The sequence below is a fragment of the Pseudomonas sp. 65/3-MNA-CIBAN-0223 genome (assembly GCF_040310425.1).
GTDB lineage: Bacteria > Pseudomonadota > Gammaproteobacteria > Pseudomonadales > Pseudomonadaceae > Aquipseudomonas > Aquipseudomonas gregormendelii.
This window is the reverse complement of sequence record NZ_JBEOPV010000016.1, coordinates 74596-93502: the sequence shown is the minus strand read 5'-3', so window position 1 is coordinate 93502 and position 18907 is coordinate 74596. Positions and strand designations below refer to the sequence as shown.

At 55.4% G+C, this 18907-nt stretch carries 17 protein-coding genes and 2 pseudogenes; 12 read left to right on the top strand and 7 right to left on the bottom strand.

All coding sequences use genetic code 11. The annotated features are described in order from the left end of the window. Window positions 1-35 precede the first annotated feature (35 nt). A pseudogene (locus AAEZ09_RS19825) lies at window positions 36-1373 on the bottom strand (MFS transporter). A 95-nt stretch (window positions 1374-1468) separates the two neighbouring features. Continuing rightward, window positions 1469-4273 (bottom strand): EAL domain-containing protein, encoded by a 2805-nt coding sequence (locus AAEZ09_RS19820; protein WP_236695855.1) that lies wholly within the window; start codon window positions 4271-4273, stop codon window positions 1469-1471. Window positions 4274-4654: 381 nt separating this feature from the next. On the opposite strand from AAEZ09_RS19820, the gene AAEZ09_RS19815 reads away from it, so the two are divergent. From AAEZ09_RS19815 to madM, 11 genes are all read left to right on the top strand, one after another. Next, window positions 4655-5350, top strand: coding sequence for a tRNA (adenine(22)-N(1))-methyltransferase (locus AAEZ09_RS19815; RefSeq protein ID WP_350600478.1), 696 nt, complete (start codon window positions 4655-4657; stop codon window positions 5348-5350). Between the two features lie 121 nt (window positions 5351-5471). Next, a complete protein-coding gene (tspO, locus tag AAEZ09_RS19810; RefSeq protein WP_122840282.1) occupies window positions 5472-5909 on the top strand; it encodes a tryptophan-rich sensory protein TspO in 438 nt (145 codons plus the stop codon). A gap of 118 nt (window positions 5910-6027) precedes the next feature. After that, window positions 6028-7698 (top strand): malonate decarboxylase subunit alpha, encoded by a 1671-nt coding sequence (mdcA, locus tag AAEZ09_RS19805; RefSeq protein ID WP_350600477.1) that lies wholly within the window; start codon window positions 6028-6030, stop codon window positions 7696-7698. Further along, on the top strand, window positions 7698-8573 hold the full coding sequence (locus AAEZ09_RS19800) for a triphosphoribosyl-dephospho-CoA synthase (RefSeq protein WP_350600475.1): 876 nt from the start codon (window positions 7698-7700) through the stop codon (window positions 8571-8573). Before mdcA ends, AAEZ09_RS19800 begins: the two co-directional genes overlap by 1 nt. Further along, complete coding sequence (locus tag AAEZ09_RS19795; protein ID WP_045059594.1) at window positions 8573-8872, top strand: malonate decarboxylase subunit delta; 300 nt, start codon at window positions 8573-8575, stop codon at window positions 8870-8872. Before AAEZ09_RS19800 ends, AAEZ09_RS19795 begins: the two co-directional genes overlap by 1 nt. Next, a complete protein-coding gene (locus AAEZ09_RS19790; protein ID WP_350600474.1) occupies window positions 8865-9716 on the top strand; it encodes a biotin-independent malonate decarboxylase subunit beta in 852 nt (283 codons plus the stop codon). The genes AAEZ09_RS19795 and AAEZ09_RS19790 overlap by 8 nt, the downstream gene beginning before the upstream one ends. Beyond that, window positions 9713-10516, top strand: a complete 804-nt coding sequence (gene mdcE / locus AAEZ09_RS19785) for a biotin-independent malonate decarboxylase subunit gamma (protein ID WP_350600472.1) — start codon at window positions 9713-9715, stop codon at window positions 10514-10516. Before AAEZ09_RS19790 ends, mdcE begins: the two co-directional genes overlap by 4 nt. Then, window positions 10510-11172, top strand: coding sequence for a malonate decarboxylase holo-ACP synthase (locus tag AAEZ09_RS19780; protein WP_350600470.1), 663 nt, complete (start codon window positions 10510-10512; stop codon window positions 11170-11172). Before mdcE ends, AAEZ09_RS19780 begins: the two co-directional genes overlap by 7 nt. Next, complete coding sequence (mdcH, locus tag AAEZ09_RS19775) at window positions 11169-12080, top strand: malonate decarboxylase subunit epsilon (protein WP_350600469.1); 912 nt, start codon at window positions 11169-11171, stop codon at window positions 12078-12080. Before AAEZ09_RS19780 ends, mdcH begins: the two co-directional genes overlap by 4 nt. A gap of 64 nt (window positions 12081-12144) precedes the next feature. Next, a complete protein-coding gene (gene madL, locus AAEZ09_RS19770; RefSeq protein ID WP_350600468.1) occupies window positions 12145-12561 on the top strand; it encodes a malonate transporter subunit MadL in 417 nt (138 codons plus the stop codon). A gap of 1 nt (window position 12562) precedes the next feature. Continuing rightward, entirely contained in the window at window positions 12563-13327 is a 765-nt protein-coding gene (madM, locus tag AAEZ09_RS19765) for a malonate transporter subunit MadM (RefSeq protein ID WP_045059600.1), read from the top strand. A gap of 156 nt (window positions 13328-13483) precedes the next feature. On the opposite strand, the gene AAEZ09_RS19760 is transcribed toward madM, so the two are convergent. The 5 genes from AAEZ09_RS19760 to AAEZ09_RS19740 all read right to left on the bottom strand — a co-directional run bounded on the left by AAEZ09_RS19760 (window position 13484) and on the right by AAEZ09_RS19740 (window position 18286). After that, on the bottom strand, window positions 13484-14746 hold the full coding sequence (locus AAEZ09_RS19760; RefSeq protein WP_350600466.1) for a hypothetical protein: 1263 nt from the start codon (window positions 14744-14746) through the stop codon (window positions 13484-13486). A 504-nt stretch (window positions 14747-15250) separates the two neighbouring features. Further along, entirely contained in the window at window positions 15251-16114 is an 864-nt protein-coding gene (locus AAEZ09_RS19755; protein ID WP_350600465.1) for a multinuclear nonheme iron-dependent oxidase, read from the bottom strand. Window positions 16115-16138: 24 nt separating this feature from the next. Further along, complete coding sequence (locus AAEZ09_RS19750; RefSeq protein ID WP_350600464.1) at window positions 16139-17902, bottom strand: B12-binding domain-containing radical SAM protein; 1764 nt, start codon at window positions 17900-17902, stop codon at window positions 16139-16141. Next, window positions 17871-18161: a hypothetical protein gene (locus tag AAEZ09_RS19745; protein ID WP_350600463.1), complete on the bottom strand. Its 291-nt coding sequence runs from the start codon at window positions 18159-18161 to the stop codon at window positions 17871-17873. Before AAEZ09_RS19745 ends, AAEZ09_RS19750 begins: the two co-directional genes overlap by 32 nt. Further along, window positions 18161-18286, bottom strand: a complete 126-nt coding sequence (locus AAEZ09_RS19740) for a hypothetical protein (RefSeq protein WP_350600461.1) — start codon at window positions 18284-18286, stop codon at window positions 18161-18163. Before AAEZ09_RS19740 ends, AAEZ09_RS19745 begins: the two co-directional genes overlap by 1 nt. Window positions 18287-18686: 400 nt before the next feature. Between AAEZ09_RS19740 and AAEZ09_RS19735 the strand changes: the two are divergent. Continuing rightward, a pseudogene (locus tag AAEZ09_RS19735) lies at window positions 18687-18899 on the top strand (malonate transporter subunit MadM); the annotation flags it as partial. Between the last annotated feature and the right edge of the window lie 8 nt (window positions 18900-18907).

The window sequence follows — 18907 nt, the reverse complement described above, 5'->3', positions numbered from 1 at the left end:
TACCTCGCGCTCGGCAACCTGCGGTGTGGCCAACCTCAAGCGGGCGCAATCACGGTGGACGTCTTCTCATTCGCTGGCACATCATGCAGCGAAATCCTTGAAGTCTCGCGCAGGGCCAGGCCGCCGGCGAGCGCCAGCAAGGCAATGGCGATCAGGTAGAACGCCGGCGAGAGATTGCTGCCGGTGGTGCTGATCAGCCAGGTCGCCATCAGCGGCGCGGTGCCGCCGAACAGGGTGTAGGCCATGTTGTAGGTGATCGCCGACGCGGTTTAGCGAGTGCGGGTCGGGAAGGTTTCCGAGAGCAATGCCGCGGTGACCACGTTGCACAAGACTGCGCCAATCGCCAGCAGCAACACGCCCAGGATAGACGCGGCAAACGACCCGGAACTGGCCATCAGAAACGCTGGGTACACCACCACAATCAACAGCACGCAGGCGCTCGCTACGGTCATCCGTCGCCCCACCCGGTCTGAGTACAACCCGGCCAGCGGGCAAATCAGCGCGGCAAAAATCAGGGCGATCAGCGACACCAGCAACGCTGTTGCCCGACTCAGGCCGCCGGCAACTTGCAGGTACGTCGCAAAATAGGTGGTGAACATGTAGAACGACAGGGCCGTCAGCGAGATGAAGGCGCCCAGGCAGCAGATGGCTTTGCCGTTGTCGCGAAACGTGTCCCTGAGCGGGGAGTGTGCCACCGCATGCTGTTGGGTCACGGCCTGGAAAGCCGGCGTTTCATCCAGCCTCCAGCGCAGATACAGGCCTACCAGCCCCAGTGGCGCGGCAATCAGGAACGGCAGGCGCCAGCCCCAACTGCCCATGGCTTCAGCGGACAAGGACGCTTCGAGCGCGTAAGCCACCACCGCCGCCGAGGCGAACGCCGCGAAGGTCGACACCGGGATGAAACTGCCATACCAGGCCCGTCTGTCATCAGGCGCATGCTCCATCAGATAGGCGCAGGCACCCGCATACTCACCGCCGGCGGAAAACCCTTGGGCGCAGCGGATCAGGCTCAACAGCACCGGGGCCATGACACCAATCGCCGCGTACGTGGGTAACAAACCGATCAGGGTCGTCGCGCCGGCCATCAGCAGGATTGTCATCGCCAGGGTGCGCTTGCGCCCAATCCGGTCCCCCAGCATGCCAAAGAAAATCCCGCCCAGGGGCCGAAACGCAAAGGCCACGGCAAACACGGCGAAGGTTTTCAGCAGTGCGACGCTCGCATCGCCACTGGGGAAAAATTGCTGGGCGATGGTCGTTGCCAGAAAGCCGTAGACGGCAAAATCAAACCACTCGACAAAATTGCCGATAGCGGCGGCGACTATCACTTTTCTCAGGGTCTTCGGGCTGACCTGCTCTGCGGCGGCGCTTGTCATGCTGAACCTCGACGTTTCATCCGTTAGCCTGCGATTATCCGGGCAACGGCTGAAACGTCTCAGCTCAAAAGTGTCGTTGACGTATTCAGGACCGACTACTGTCGTCCATTCAGCCAGGCCTCATAATCTGCGGCAGGCATTGGCCGGCCATACAGGTACCCCTGTGCCTGATCGCAGCCTGTCTGCTTGAGAAAGCTGTGTTGCGCTTCGGTTTCCACGCCTTCGGCAATGATCTTGAAGCCCAGGGCATGCCCCAATTCCACGATGGTTTTGGTGATCGCCACATCGCGCGAATCGTTGGGTAGATCGGAAATAAAGCTGCGATCGATTTTCAGATGGTCAATGGGTAAGAGTTTGAGGTACGCCAGCGATGAGTAGCCTGTGCCAAAGTCGTCGATGGAAGTGGTTACGCCAAGTCCTTGCAACGTGCCGAGGACTTCCCTGGAATGCTCGGGACTGGCCATCATCAGGCTTTCAGTAACTTCTACCTCCAGCACATGCGCGGGCAAGTCGAAGGCTCGCAAGGCACTTTTGAGGGTTTCGACGAAATCGCTGCGGTCGATTTGCAGAGGCGCCACATTGATGGCGATGACACCGTGCACTATCTGCAGATCAGCCCAGCGCCTGATATCCCTGCAGACCATTTCGATCACTTGCTCGCCGATCTGGATGATCAAACCGGTGTTTTCCGCCAAAGGTATGAATTCGCCGGGGAAAATCAGGCCCTGTAAAGGATCGCGCCAGCGAACGAGCGCCTCGGCGCCTGCAACTGTATTGTCCAGCAGGTTGATTTTTGGTTGATACCACACTTCAAATTCATGGTTGAGCACTGCACGCCTCAAGAAGCGCTCGCCATTGAGTCTTTCCTGGGCTCGCAAGGTCATTTCAGGCTGGTAAAAACGGTAGTCGTTGCGTCCCCCCTCCTTGGCGCCGTACATGGCCGTATCCGCTTGCCTGAGTAATTGCTCAGGCGTCTCGGCGTCGTGGGGCGCCACTGATATGCCGATGCTTGCCGTCACCAAGGTGGAAGTGCCTTTTAAATCGAAGGGTTCCTGAAGTGATACCAGGAGTTTTTTTGCAACGATGATGGCGTCGGTGGGGTGGGCAAGATTGTTCAGTATCAGCGCAAACTCATCACCTCCCAGACGGGACACCGTGTCCTCGGAACGCACACACGCCAGGAACCTGGACGATGCCAGTTGCAGAAGCAGGTCACCAAGGGAGTGACCCAGGCTGTCATTCACTGTTTTAAAGCCATCAAGATCCAGCACCACCACTGCCAGGAACTGGTTATAGCTCAGCGACAAATCGAGGGAATGCTGCAGCCGTTCATTGAACAAGGCTCGATTGGGCAGGGCGGTCACCGGGTCGTAATGGGACATTCGCTCCAGATCGGATTGCGATTGGTTGATCGCTGAAATGTCCGAAAAGACCGCAACGTAGTTATTGACGTTGCCATCTTCATTGTAAACAGCGTTGATGGTCAGCCATTCCGGAAAAAGCTCGCCGTTTTTTCGCCGGTTCCATAGCTCGCCGCGCCACAAACCGCTGGTCTTCAGGCTTTTGAGAATCTGCCGGTAAAAGGCGTTGTCTTGCTTGTCAGTGATGAGTATGTTCGGCTTCAAGCCTATGGACTCCTCGGCACTGAAGCCTGAAATCTTCATGTAGGCTGCGTTGACCGAGAGTATATGTCCGCGTGCATTGGTGATGATCACACCGTCAGCGGTGTTGTCCAGAACGATTCCCGCAAGACGCAGCTGATCGGTGCGTTGTTTGATTTCGGTGATGTCGGTGGAAATCCCCAACACCCCTGAAGCCTGCCCACTTGGCCCTTTCAAAATGCACTTGGTCGTCAGGTAGGTGCGCGTCATACCCTGTTTTTTGACCTGATCCTCAAAACGTAAACTGCCGCCGCTCGAAATCACGTGTTGGTCGTTTTCGCGCAGGGTTTTGGCCTCGATAAAGGGCAGATAACTTTCGCGGGTTTTGCCCTCCATTTCCTCGAAAGTAAGACCAGCAGCTTGTTCGAACATGCGGTTGCACAGTCGAAGTTTGCCCTCAGTGTCGTAGACGTAAATGAGTGATGGGGCGTTGTCGACGATGTCGAGCAACAGGGCTTTCTGCGTCCGCCGTTCTTCAACCTCGTGGGCTAATTGAGCATGGCGTTGGCGAACCAGCAGATGGCTCTTGCTCAGTTGCGCGGCGAAAAAGGTGAACAAGCCGGTGCAGGTGAGGGCCACCAGAAACAGCGGCGATTTGAACAGGGAACTCGCCGGCCAGCCCTGCTGCGGCAGCGCCGCGAGCTCCCATTGGCCACCTGGAACATCAACTAACGTGGTGACTGCGTCACCCTCGAATATTTCAGGCGCACCGTAGATCATTGCGCCGCTTGCACCTGTTCCATCTTCTCCGCGAAGGGCCAGTTGCAAGTTTTTATTGTCAACGATACCGCTGGCAGTGAGCAGTTGAAGCACATCTGCGACGACTGAAGCATTGCCCCAGTAAGTTTCTTCGCCGCCAGAGTGGCTGATGAAAACGGGTCGACGATGGATAAATGCCAGGCCGCCCTGAACCAAATGTACGGGCCCAGCCAAAAGCGCTTCTTTTTGTTCGCGAGATCGTTCGATCGCCCGGTATTGCTCAGGAATCTTGCGATAGTCCAGCCCCAGGACTTTGCGGTTTCCTTCCAGCGGAAAGATATTGCGCACGACGTCGTCAGGCGCCAGCGCAATGTGGCGAATATGCGGCTGGGATGAAATCGCCTGCCGGGCCATTCCGTCGAAATGAGCAGATGAAATTTCACCATCTACTCTCACCAGCTGGCCAATGCCTTCAGTCACATCAAACGTTGAGCGCACTTCGCTCTCAAGGTGCGCCCTGATATTGGCCAGCGTGGACATTACCTGGGCTCTCGCCGCCTGGGATTCTTCTCGTGAATCCAGGGTGCCAAGGGTGACGGAGAGGACGACTCCGGTCAGGAAAATGCTGCCTGGCAGTGCGAATGTCCGCCACGATCGTGGTTGGGCAGTAACCGGGCCATCACTTGTGTCGTTCGCCGTGCCAGCTCGGGTTCTTCTCAAAGCGTCAATCCCTGAAAGTCATCATTGAAATCGAACCGCGTAAACCGGTGGCGATTATGCATATCGATGTTGGATGAATTTGACTCTTCAGTGGTTCCACTGATCCGACGACCGCCGCTTATTGAAATCCATACCATTGGCCGACACAATCGCATCCCGATCCGGCTACGGCCCGGATACCCGTGCAAGAAGGAACCGCAGTTGAACCAACATACACTGTCCATGCGTCTTGAGCGCGTTGCGGCGCAAGTGCCGGCCGGGGCGCGCCTGGCGGATATCGGCTCGGATCACGGCTACCTGCCGGTGGCCTTGATGCGCCGTGGGGTGATTGCGGCCGCGGTCGCGGGTGAGGTGGCGCTGACGCCGTTCCTCTCGGCTGAGCGCACCGTGCGTGAAAGTGATCTGGATCAGCACATCACCGTGCGCCTGGCCAATGGCCTGGCAGCGATCGAGCCGGGTGACGGGATTACGGCCATCAGCATCTGCGGCATGGGCGGCGAGACCATTCGCGACATTCTCGAAGACGGCAAGGCGCACCTCGGCGGTCACGAGCGCCTGATCCTGCAACCCAACGGCGGCGAGCCGCCATTGCGCCAATGGCTGATGGACAACGGTTACCGCATCCTCTGCGAGGAGCTGCTGCAGGAAAACCGCTTCTATTACGAAATCATCGTGGCCGAACGGGATGTACCGGTGCAGTATTCTGACCAGGAGTTGTACTTCGGCCCGCTGCAGATGCAGGCCCGCAGCCCGTTGTTCCTGGCCAAGTGGCAGCGTCTGCTGCAGCAAAAGCACAAGACCCTGGGCAGCTTCGCCATGGCGCGCAAGGGCGTCGCGGAGCACAAGGTGCAAGACCTGGCCCGTCAGGCCCGGTGGATCACCGCGTTGCTGGGGTGAGCCAGGCCGGTGAAAAACAATTGCCCCCCGCAGACTTTTTCGCTTCCCCGGGTTGTCCAACCCTGAGACTGCCGTCACGGCTTTTCCAAACCAGATAGCTGGCCTCAGCTAAGGACAGATGATGACCTTTCTAATATTTCTCATAGCCTGCGGTGCTGCGGCGAGCACCGGGATCATTTTCAAACCCGGGCAATGGTACGAAGAACTCAACAAACCCAGCTTCACCCCGCCAAAATGGCTGTTTCCTGTGGCCTGGTCGATTATCTATCTGTTGCTCGCCTGGGCGGGGTATCGCTTGAGCCTGATGCCCGGAAGCCAGGTGGTGCTGGCCCTGTGGGCGGCACAAATTGCCCTGAATACGCTTTGGACTCCGGTGTTCTTTGGCGCCCACCGGATCTTCGCCGGAATGGTGATCATCTCGCTGCTGTGGCTGGTGGTCGCGGCGATGGTCGTGCTGGCCTTGCGCCTTGACCTGGTCACCGGCTTGATTCTGTTTCCGTATCTCATCTGGCTGTGCGTAGCCAGTGCGCTGAACTTTTCGATACTGCGCCACAACTGAGTGCCTGCTTCAGCGATGAATCGTTACGCTAACCGTAACGGTTCGTCGCTGTGCTTGATTGATGCCCCCCCGCAACACTCCTAAGGTGAGACCACGACAGCGAACCTCTGGAGTGGTCATGACAACAACAATATCCCCCGACCCGCGATGGACGCGGCGGCGCAGCGAGAAGCAGCGGCGTCTGGAGCTGGTCAAGGATTTAGCCGACGGCGCGGTGCTGCCCACCGGGAAGATCGTCCAAGCCCTGCAAGCGTTGATCCTGCCCGGCGATCGCGTGGTGCTGGAAGGCAATAACCAAAAGCAGGCGGATTTCCTCTCCCGCTCCCTGGCCCAGGCCGATCCGGCAAAACTGCATGATTTGCACATGATCATGCCCAGCGTGGGGCGGTCCGAGCACCTGGACCTCTTCGAGCGCGGCATCGCCCGCAAGCTCGACTTCTCGTTTGCCGGCACCCAGAGCTTGCGCATCAGCCAGTTGCTGGAAGACGGCCTGCTGGAAATCGGCGCGATCCATACCTACATCGAACTCTATGCGCGGCTGGTGGTGGACCTGATCCCCAACGTCGTGCTGTCGGCCGGTTTCATGGCCGACCGTGCCGGTAATATCTACACCGGGCCCAGCACTGAAGACACGCCCGCCCTGATCGAGCCTGCCGCGTTCAGCGACGGCATTGTGATCGTCCAGGTCAATCAACTGGTGGATGACGTCAGCGAGTTGCCGCGCGTCGACATCCCGGCGTCCTGGGTCGATTTCGTTGTAGTCGCCGACAAACCGTTCTATATCGAGCCGCTGTTCACCCGTGATCCACGGCATATCAAACCGGTGCACGTGCTGATGGCGATGATGGCGATTCGCGGCATCTACGAAAAACACACCGTGCAGTCGCTCAATCACGGCATCGGTTTCAACACGGCCGCCATTGAATTGATCCTGCCGACCTACGGCGAGTCCCTTGGCCTCAAGGGCAAGATCTGCCGCAACTGGACCCTCAATCCGCACCCGACCCTGATCCCTGCGATCGAAAGCGGCTGGGTGGAAAGCGTGCACTGCTTCGGCACCGAACTGGGCATGGAAAACTATATCGCTGCGCGGCCGGACGTGTTTTTCACCGGGCGCGACGGCTCCCTGCGCTCCAACCGGATGTTTTGCCAACTGGCCGGGCAATACGCCGTGGACCTGTTCATCGGCGCGACCCTGCAGGTGGATGGTGACGGGCATTCCTCGACCGTGACCCGCGGGCGCCTGGCCGGTTTTGGTGGCGCGCCGAACATGGGCCACGACCCCCGCGGGCGTCGTCATGACACCCCGGCCTGGCTCGACATGCGTCACGGCGATGCGCCCGAAGCCATGCTCGAACGCGGCAAGAAGCTCGTGGTGCAAATGGTTGAAACCTTCCAGGAGGGTGGCAAACCCACGTTCGTCGAAACCCTCGACGCAGTGGAAGTGGCCAGGAAGAGCGGTATGCCGCTGGCGCCGATCATGATCTACGGCGACGACGTCACGCACCTGCTGACCGAAGAAGGCATCGCCTATCTGTACAAGGCGCGTTCCCTGGAAGAGCGCCAGGCGATGATCGCCGCCGTCGCCGGGGTGACTGCCATCGGCCTGCGGCACAATCCCAAGGACACTGCGCGCATGCGCCGTGAAGGTCTGATCGCCTTGCCTGAAGACCTCGGCATCCGTCGCACCGACGCCACTCGCCAACTGCTCGCGGCCAAAAGTGTCGCGGACCTGGTGGATTGGTCCGGTGGCCTCTACAACCCGCCCGCCAAGTTCAGGAGCTGGTAATGCACGCATTCAACCTGCAAGCCAAACCCGTGACCCTGGCCGAGCGGCTGGCGGACCTGGCCGTCGAGGCGTTGATCGATGAAGCTGACCTGTCGCCCAAACCCGCTCTGGTCGACCGTCGCGGTAACGGCGCTCACACCGACCTGCACCTGGGGCTGATGCACGCCTCGGCGCTGACCCTGTGGCCGGCCTTCAAGGAAATGGCCGAAGCCGCTATCGAATTCGGCGAAGTGGGCTTGCCCCTGCGCGAAGCGATTGGCCGCATTGGTAGGGAAGGCGAGCGAGCGATGCTCGCCACCACAGGCGGAATCAATACTCATCGAGGCGGGATTTGGGCCTTGGGATTGCTGGTCACGTCCGCAGCACTCGCGCCGCAATCCCGGGCTGCCCATGCGGTGGCGGCACGTGCGGCGCGGCTGGCGTTGCTGGATGACGCTGATGCACCGCGTGTTCTCAGCCATGGCGCCCAGGTGGCACAACGTTACGGCGCTCGCGGTGCGCGGGAAGAGGCACAGGCGGGTTTCCCGGCAGTGATCCAGCGGGCTTTGCCGCAGCTGCAACGCAGTCGCGACGCCGGCCATGGTGAGCAGAATGCCCGGCTCGACGCGTTGCTGGCAATCATGGCGCAACTAGCCGACACCTGCGTGCTCTACCGCGCCGGCGAACCGGGTTTACACGCCATGCAGCAGGGCGCTCGGGCGGTGCTCGACGCTGGTGGCAGCGCCAGTCTTGCCGGGCGTCGCCGTCTGCACGAACTCGACCAACAACTCATCGCATTGAATGCCTCGCCCGGCGGCGCCGCGGACTTGCTCGCAGCCTGCCTGCTGCTCGACCGTATCGCATCTGGCGACGTCATGATTCAGGGAGCGTTCTGATGGAAACCTTATCGTTTGAATTCCCCGCCGGGCAGCCGCCTCGCGGCCGTACCCTGGTGGGCTGTGTCGGCTCCGGGGACCTTGAAGTGCTGATCGAGCCGGGTCAGGCCGGCAAACTGACCATCGCCGTGCAAACCTCGGTCAATGGCAGTGAACAGCGTTGGCAACACCTGTTTGCCCGGATGTTCGAGGGGCAGGCCTACCCGGCAATGGCCATCGAAATACATGATTTCGGCGCCACCCCCGGCGTGGTGCGCTTGCGCCTGGAACAGGGCTTCGAGGAGATCGGCCATGACTGACTTAACCACGTTGGCCAACTCATGCAGCCTGGTCGAACTGGGTGCCCGGCAAAGGGCCCAAGCGTTGCTCGATACCGGCACGTTTCGCGAATTGCTCGACCCGTTCCAGCGAGTCATGTCGCCGTGGCTGGCGCGCCAGGGTGTGGTGCCTCAGGCCGATGACGGCGTGGTCATCGCCAAGGGCCTTCTCAACGGTTTGCCGGTGGTGATTGCCGCCATCGAGGGCGCTTTCCAGGGCGGCAGCCTGGGTGAAGTCGGCGGCGCAAAAATGGCCGGCGCCCTGGAGCTGGCCGCAGAGGACAACCGTAACGGGGTGCCGACCCGCGCCGTGCTGCTCCTGGAAACCGGCGGTGTAAGGCTTCAGGAAGCCAACCTGGGCCTGGCGGCGATCGCCGATATCCACGCAGCGATTGTCGATCTTCAGCAGTACCAGCCGGTGGTGAGCGTGGTGGCGGGCAGCGTCGGTTGTTTTGGCGGGATGTCGATCGCGGCCGGGTTGTGCAGTTATCTGGTGGTTACGCGCGAAGCACGTCTGGGCTTGAACGGCCCGCAAGTGATCGAGCAGGAAGCCGGACTTGAGGAATACGATTCCCGCGATCGGCCCTTCATCTGGAGCCTCACCGGTGGCGAACAACGTTTCGCCAGCGGCCTGGCGGACCGCTATGTCGCCGACGACGTGGTGCAGATCCAGCAGCACATCAGTGAATTACTCCAACAGGGTTTGCCGGCCCGGCGGCGCAGCCAGCAGGCGGCGCGGTTCCTGCACCGTCTGGCGCAACTGGACACCGAACCGCAAATCGAGCCGGCAACGGTTCGCGACCTGTACCGAGGAGAGCGCTCATGAGTTCGTATTCCCTACGCGGCCTGCATTGGTTCCAAGCCTTGAGTGCAGGCGCAAAAATGCTTGAGGGGCTGCCGCCATCGTTGCGAGTTGCAGACGCGGAGCTGGGTGGTAAGGCCGCGCGCTTTATCGCAGTAGTGGCCGATCCGCACAACCGCTTTCCCCGGGCCCGTAACGGCGAAGTGGGGCTGCTGGAGGGTTGGGGCCTGGCGAGTGCCGTGGATGAACTGATCGCAGCCGATCAGGATAAACCTTGCAAACGCGCGGTGATCGCCATTGTCGATGTCCCAAGCCAGGCCTATGGCCGGCGCGAAGAGGCGCTGGGCATTCACCAGGCATTGGCCGGGGCGGCGGACAGCTACGCCCGCGCCCGTCTGGCCGGTCATCCGGTGATTGGCTTGCTGGTGGGCAAGGCCATGTCCGGGGCTTTTCTGGCCCACGGCTATCAGGCCAACCGCTTGATTGCCCTGCGTGATCCGGGCGTGATGGTGCATGCGATGGGCAAGGCTTCGGCCGCCCGGGTGACACTTCGCAGCGTCGAAGAACTGGAAACCCTGGCCGCCAGCGTGCCGCCCATGGCGTATGACATCGACAGCTACGCCAGCCTCGGCCTGCTGTGGGAAACCTTGTCGGTGGAGCAGATCGAGCGGCCCACCGCCAACGATGTGGCGCGGGTGACGGAGTGCCTGGGTCTGGCAGTTGCCGATGTGGCTGGCGGCAGTCGCGACCTGAGCAGTCGTCTGGGCGCGACTAACCGTGAGGCTTCGAGCAAGGTTCGCCAATTGCTGAGGGCTCAGTGGTGAACGTGTACCTGGCCCACGATCTGCTCTGGGGCATGACTGTGCAGCAGCTGCCGGCAGACGCGCCTGAGTGGGTGTTCGATTCGATCCGCGCAGGGCACCCGGTGGTGGTGCGGCGAGCGCTGGGTCCCGCGGGTGAAATACCGGTCGGGGTGCGTGGGCGTTTGCGTGAACAACGCTTTGCCGCGGTCATGCGGGTTGATTCGGTTTGTCAGCGGGTGCAACCCGAATCGCTGTGTCATGTTTCGATCGAGCGCGACCTGCCAGCGCTGCATACCCTGAAGCACCTGCGGCCAATGCTTGATGACTGCGGTTGGGTCTGGGGGGTGAGCGGCAGCGCCGGGTTCGAATTGGCCAGCGCCGGGTTCGAACTGGCCCGCGCCGGGTTCCATCTCGCCAGCGCACCGCTGGCCTTGCACCCGCACAGTGACCTGGACTTGATCCTGCGCACGCCCGAGCCGTTGCCTCGGCTCCAGGCCCGGGAGTTGTTGAAGATTCTGGATCGCGCAACATGCCCGGTGGATATGCAGTTGCAGACCCCCTTGGGCGCGGTGGCATTGCGCGAATGGGCTGGGCGCTCGGACCGGGTATTGCTCAAGCAGGCCTGTGGTGCTTGCCTGACTGCAGATCCATGGAACCTGCGGGAGCAGGCAGCGTGAGCAGTTTGCTGGTGTTTCCGGGGCAGGGCGCCCAGCAGCCGGGGATGCTCCAGCGGCTGCCCCGCGAGACTGTACTCGAAGCGAGTGCAGTGCTCGGCGAAGATGTCCTGCTGCTGGATTCAGTGCAGGCCCTGAAGTCGACGCGGGCGGTGCAACTGTGCTTGCTGATCGCTGCAGTTGCCGCCTCGCGCCAGTTGGCGACAGTGCCCCATTACGTGGCCGGCTTGTCCATTGGCGCCTATCCCGCTGCGGTTGTGGCCGGTGCCTTGAGCTTTGCCGATGCACTGCATCTGGTCAGCCTGCGCGGTGAGCTGATGCAACAGGCCTACCCGGCCGGTTACGGCATGACCGCGATCATCGGGCTCGATCTGGCGCGCTTAGAAACCCTGGTAGCCCAGGTTCACGGAGCCGACTCGCCGGTGTATCTGGCCAACATCAACGCCGATAACCAGGTGGTGATTGCCGGCAGCGATGACGCCATGCAGGCGGTCGCTGTACTGGCGAAGGCTCACGGGGCGGGCCTGGTCAGGCGCCTGGCGGTCAGCGTTCCTTCCCATTGCCCGCTGCTCGACAGGCCTGCGGCAACCCTGGCTGAAGCCTTTGCCAAGGTGCAATTGAACACCCCGAAAACCCGCTATCTCAGTGGCAGCCGCGCACGGCCAATCATCAACACCGAAGCCTTGCGTGATGACCTGGCCTTCAACATGTGCCGCGTCGTCGATTGGCGCGGCACCGTGCAAAGCGCCTATGAGCGCGGGGTGCGCCTGCAGATTGAAATGCCACCCGGTGCGGTGCTGACCGGCCTGGCAAAACGGGTATTTGAACAGGGCACGGTGATTGCCTTCGAGGGTGCGCGCCTCGACACCTTGCAGCTGCTGATGCATGAGGAGGGAAGCCGCCAACCCTAGACCCCGCTCAGGCCTTCGAACAACAAAAACAACATTCGACGATGCACATTGAGGAACTACAACAATGATTATTTACGGTGTGGCGTTGCTGGCGATCTGTACGCTGGCAGGGGTGATCATGGGTGACCTGCTCGGCGTAATGCTGGGAGTGAAGTCCAACGTGGGTGGTGTGGGTATCGCGATGATCCTGTTGATCTGCGCACGTTTGTGGATGCAAAAACGCGGCGGCATGACCAAGGATTGCGAGATGGGCGTCGGCTTCTGGGGCGCCATGTACATCCCCGTGGTGGTCGCGATGGCAGCCCAACAGAACGTCGTCGCGGCGCTGCACGGTGGCCCGGTGGCGGTGCTGGCGGCGATCGGTTCGGTGGTGATCTGCGGCGCAACGATTGCCTTGATCAGCCGGACTCATAAAGGTGAGCCCTTGCCCGACGAGCCTGAGGCCTTGAGCCCGGTCGGCACGCCAGTGGGAGGTCGCTGATATGTGGGACCTCATCGAGAAAGGCCTTGAGCATAACGGACTGATTACCGCCTTTGCGTTTGTTGGCGTGATCATGTGGGTGTCGGTGGTGTTGTCCAAGCGCCTGACGTTTGGGCGGATCCATGGTTCGGCGATTGCCATCGTCATCGGGCTGGTACTGGCGTGGGTCGGAGGCACCCTCACAGGGGGGCAGAAAGGCCTGGCGGATCTTGCATTGTTCTCCGGTATCGGTTTGATGGGTGGCGCGATGTTGCGTGACTTTGCCATCGTCGCGACGGCGTTTGAAGTGCAAGCCACCGAGGCAAAAAAAGCCGGGCTGATCGGGGTGATTGCGTTGTTGCTGGGCACGATCCTGCCGTTCATCGTCGGGGCTAGCATTGCCTGGGCTTTTGGGTATCGCGATGCGGTGAGCATGACCACCATCGGCGCCGGTGCAGTCACCTACATCGTCGGGCCGGTCACCGGCGCGGCCATTGGGGCGAGCTCGGATGTGGTGGCGCTGTCGATTGCAACCGGCCTGATCAAGGCGATCCTGGTGATGGTCGGCACCCCCATGGCAGCGCGCTGGATGGGCCTGGATAACCCGCGCTCAGCCATGGTCTTCGGCGGGCTGGCCGGCACGGTCAGCGGCGTAACGGCAGGGTTGGCTGCGACTGATCGGCGGCTGGTGCCTTATGGGGCGCTGACGGCGACTTTCCACACCGGGCTTGGGTGCCTGCTTGGGCCTTCGTTGCTGTACTTCATTGTTCGGGGGATTGTCGGGTAGATTCTCGGAGCTTGTTAACGCCCGTCTCCACATTCACCGGTCCATGAGCTGCTCGGTGAAATGTGGAGTTACACAGATCTAACCTTCACAAAGGTGGAGTAGGCTTGGATTGGCGGGGCTGAAATTTTATGGGAAAGTTAAAATTCTTGTTCGATGTCATTTGGAAGTTTTTGCTGTGGCTCGAATAAGAGTTATGGCTAGGCAATATGCCGTCATTAGAGCAACTAAGCTATAACTTAGGCCCTCAATTATCCTCTCAGGATTAAAAATTAGGCTGCTCGCAGTGATGATGAGGATGAGGGTTAATGTTGTGGCAAGTTCGCTGACAAGAAAAAAAGATACTGCATCGCTATCGCTCGCGTTATGGAGGACTTCATTTGATGTTAGGCGGGTAAATATCGTACCGATCACCACGCCTAATAAACAAAACAACGCCAGCGATAAAAAGAAAGCAATGTCCTTGCTTGTAAGTGCCAGCAGTAGAGAAGTGATAACAGTTGCAATCAAGCAGGAGGATGAGAGTTTGATGTTGGATCTGCTGATGATAAATCTGGATATCGCAAGCCTCCCTAATATAGTAGATGCCAAAAATACGATGTACGCAATCAGTGAGCTCCCTAACCAAGAAAATTGCTGGGCTAAGCCCAAGAGGTCACTATGCCGATAAAGCAAACCTATTGCGTACATAAATATCAACGATTCAAATACGTTTCCCGCAACATAGCCTGTTATTTGCACTGGGTATTTCGTCGCAATAGTGAAATGCTTAAGATATGCGTGATGTCCTGAATGTAAAATAGTTCTACTTGCGTTGATGGGTCGAAGGTCGCTGTTCGATATGTATATTTGCGTTGATCTCAGTAGTAGTAGCATCGACATTATTGTTGTTGTGGCATAAAAATAGGACGTAGCATTTATTAGAAGGGAGGCCGTCAGTAATAAAACCAATGGGGTTCCAATGCGAATGTATAGAAGATGGTTGAATGCTTTGATGTAATCAGCGGCTTTGCCAGTCATTTTTATATGTAAGGTGTTATAAGCTGGTCGGAAAGATGCTTTTAAACAGCCTGTTCCTGCTGAGTCGCACACGAAAGCCATCAGAATCAAGCTCCAGCCTGTGTACCAATATCCAAGCAATGATGCCCAAAATCCCAGCATCAGGAAAAAAGCGCATGCCAGTTTGAATATAAAACCATAGATGGTGGTATTGGCAGTGCCCAATCTACATACAAAGTAGTGACCAATGTAAAATTCCACAAATAAGGAGATGATTAACTGCGTTGCAAGCGAGAATTCCAACGAAAACTGGCCTAAACTTGGGCTGCTTGCAATTAGTGCTAGTTCGAGAATGGTTGCTCCCATTGCAACGCCACCATACAAGGCATCTGATCTAGCGACGAGTGTGTGTGCACTTTTCATTCGTTTGCTCTATAAGTTATACCGGGCTCTAGAGTAAGGTTTTTATATAGGGTGGACGGCGCGTAAGCGCGACCGTAAAACATCAGTGTCGTATATATTGAGTCCAGATCGTAAGGGATTAGTGTGAATTTCTCAAAAGGTTGCTTCGTGGTATACACTGGAGTTCCAACTTTGCCATTTCTAAAGTCTTCGTAAAGTAATAACTCGAAATCAGTATTTGAGTTCTTGGTGGTATCGTTAAAAAAAATACCGCAGGCTGCATCGTTGAGATTTCTATAGGTGCTCCCAGCCGTGTGCATTTGTTCAAATACGTTGGTTAAAATATTATCTCCATAGATTGATTGTAGATATCTGATAGTATAAGGCCATCTTCTATTCAAATGCCTGGATATGTCTAGATATCGTCTGACGCAGTCAAAAGTGAAATGTTTATCATATGCAGAGGTCGGGTGGGTGAGAATATTTTTAGATTTATATATTTCAGTGAAGATCAAGTCGATAGCGTCAGTGTTTTTTATTGTCATTTTCTGAGACCTCTGCGAGCGTTTTTTTTACGAGGTTGATGTTGTATTGCTCAACTTCAATGGAAGCCCCTTCCATTTCCAGCAAAATGTTGTCTGTATTGTACGCCTGGATGATAGTTGGCTTGAAAGCTTCCATCAGTTCAATATTGTAGGGGTCGGAGTGCTGGTCGAGCCACACGGGAATGCCATTCCACATCCAGGATTTTATTCCTGAAATATGCAACGTTTTGATGAAGCTCCATATTTCATGTTTTCCGTCAGGAATGGAGAAATCAAGATCTTTGCTTTTGCAATAGCCCAAGTAATGTCCGATGTCAAAAGCCATGGAGCAACCAGACTGAAAGCATAGCTCTAAATAGAAGTCCCAAAACGGTATGCTTCCGAACTCGCTGTATACGGGTGGATTCTCTAATAGTAGGGGCAGTTCAAGAAAATTCTTTACCATATTGGCGTTAATTATTGTTGTTTGTAACGATTTTTTGTTTAAGGGTGGATTTGTTTGATGGGCGCCGAGAAAAAGATTCTCATTTCTCCATATGCCTATGTCTTCTTCGATGTATCTTACGGGGAGAATGTCAGTTATTTTTTTGAGATTTGCTAACTCTGACATATCGATCACTCCAGAGAAATTTATATCTACTGGGTGAACGGAAATAGTGAAGTCAGCAGTCGCGCAAACATCAATTATTGAGTTCTCCAGTTTTTCCCATGGTCGCACGCCCAGGCTAAAGTGCTTGATCGGAGCTCCACGGTAAATGCTACTGGTGTTTGAATTGAAATCAATAAATTGTTTTAACTTGTTTATATCGCCGCTCACACCTAGACTTATCGAATCGATGTTCATGAAATTCACCCGCCCGAATGATAATTATGCAGACTTTCCGATTAATTCACCTTTTCTACCACCAACACCAAGAGTAAAGGTTTCTAAAGCGACTCGTTTCGGCGAATTATTGGCTTTTGTTCCGTTCGAGATTTTTTTTAAGATAGAGGTGTATGTTAGGAACTCTTCCCCTCTAAATATCGTCCGCCGCTCGCCCGTCAGCTGGCAGAGCCCCCACAGAATTTTGAATGGCATATGTCTTAGGTAAATATTGAGCAAGGATAGATGTGCAATTTCTCCCCTCGAGGTGCTTTGTGATATTTTCTCTATATTTATAAGAATGGCGTTCTCTAGGGAGTTGAGTAGAGGTTTTGCAAAATGATCTATATAAGCATCGTAGATTTCCTTCACCTCTTGATTTTCTATAAGTTGTCTACTGTTTGGTAAGGCGATCAAATTGAACTTAATACCCATTTTCCTTTCGAGATTATCTCTGACAGGTGTGCCTGGATATATCATCATGATATTGAAGTAATGATCAAAGGATTCATGTTCAGTCAAACCGGCGTGAAGCAAAAAGCTCAGATTTTCTATGATTTCTCTTTTTTGTTGATCATGATAAAACATGATAAAATCGAGGCCGATGTCGATGCCATTGATCTGTAGGGCTATGATTGCGTCTGTATTATTTTTTACTGTAACTCTTTTGTTCATATAATCGAGTTGAGTTTGCGAGCCAGACTCGATACCCATTTCGACAAGTCTTAATCCTTGTGTTACTAATTTTGGTAATTCTGTGCGCAGCTTAAGTAGGTACCCTACTGTAGAGGAACTGCTCCATGTAACCTCGCCGCCGAATAGCTTGTATAGTTTTTCAGAGAAATCCAATACTCTTTCTTTTCGTACAAAAAAATTAGCATCCATCATGTAAATATGTTCAAAAGAGTATTTTTTGTGAGCCTCTGCAATCCAGTCAATCAGGGTGGTTGCGTCGACGGCACGCCACTTAGGACCATCTTTATCTGCCGCAACGATGGCGCAGAATGAGCACGCTAAAGGGCAACCACGGCTACTAGTGAGTGCTATTGCTTTTCTTTTTTTTCCATCTCTTCTGTCCGTGAAATAGAGGTTTTGTAAACGCTCTGAACAATATTCCAACAATGGATTTTCCCATTCGGTTGCGGGTAGTTGTATCTTCTGTTTATAGGTTTCGTGCGTTTCCCCGATTTCGGAAATCCAAACTGCATTTGGTATTTCTTGTATGTAGTTGTCTATAAGTATTTTTTTGGGTATAGGGTTGTTGTTGGTATTCTTTGTGGGCGGAGAGTCTGATGCTTCTTCACGTGATTTGTTGAATAGTTTTAGCAGTGTTGCTGTTGAGTGTTCTCCTTCACCATAAAGCGCCAGTTCAAAAATACCATTTGATACGCGTAGAAAATCTTTCGCTGCAAGGCTTATATGCGGGCCGCCGCAGAATAAAACTGTCTCAGGTAGAGCGCTTTTAATTAATTCACCCCAAGCGATCGCTGCTTGAACATGGCTGCTGAAAATAGATATTCCTACCAGTGCAGGTTGCCAGTCTATCAGGTCTTTTAATTCGTGAGAGTCTGAGGTGTATAAGTCAGAATAATCAAATATTTTGCATTTTACATGTGTTACATGTTTTTTTACGTAAGCTGATATGTTCTGGAGCCCCAAAGGCATTACTTTTTGCGGACCTTCGCCGTATGGCAGCGAAACTAACGCTAGTCGAGTAGGGTCGTAATTATCACTGTCCTTATTTAGTAAATTGCAGCACGCTTCGTTCATACGCACTCCTTGCTTCTTTGTCCTCAGACATATTGAAGAAAGCTGGATACCGCTCTGTTAGCGCCAAGGATTTTTCATGGGAATCCAGTGCTTCAATAAATTTTTTTTTCGGAATTTTCAGGAGGTGTGTGCCATTGTGAAAAAAACAATACCCGAGTTCTGTCAAGCATAAAACACCTTCATTGATTGCAGCTCTCATCTGTTGGCAGCCTTTGAGTTTAGAAGTGGGCATCGTTACACGATGCCCTGGTTGCTTCATCAAAACTCTGGCGCCGTTTTTCCAGCAACCATGTCGTACGTTCCATCTGGAACAGGAGTCATAACCTCAATATCAGAGGCTAAATCATCTAAGTAATTTTCATCATAAGAAGTTTCTTCATTCATACCTTTCTCCTTTTGAAAGGTGACAGTTAAGTCACAAGATTTTTCCTGTTTGACAACGTCGGAGTTAGAAAGCTGCGTATATGTAGCTGTGCACAGCTTAAAGTTTAATCTCCTGCCATTGATGATAGCCACCCTTGACGGTTTCATATAAGTATTGAATCTGATTGGAGTCAAATAAAAAATCAAACTTCCGAAATTTCCTACGGGAATTTTGATGTTGTAGGTCGCATCCTACTTCAATAAGGCAGTTATCCTACAAATTGTGGTTAATATAGATTCTTGGATTTGCCGATTTGGTGCGATGCGTAAATTAACCTTTCGGTTTTATGTCTGTAAATCAGTGCGTTAATTTTAAACTGAGGTTAGATTTTTTCATTGCTGTGCAGTGATTAATAGTCAGGACGCAGCACGCTGGATGGGCCTGGATAACCCGCGCTCAGCCATGGTCTTCGGCGGGCTGGCCGGCACGGTCAGCGGCGTGACGGCAGGGTTGGCTGCGACTGATCGGCGGCTGGTGCCTTATGGGGCGCTGACGGCGACTTTCCACACCGGGCTTGGGTGCCTGCTTGGGCCTTCGTTGCTGTACTTCATTGTTCGGGGGATTGTCGGTTAACCCGCTCT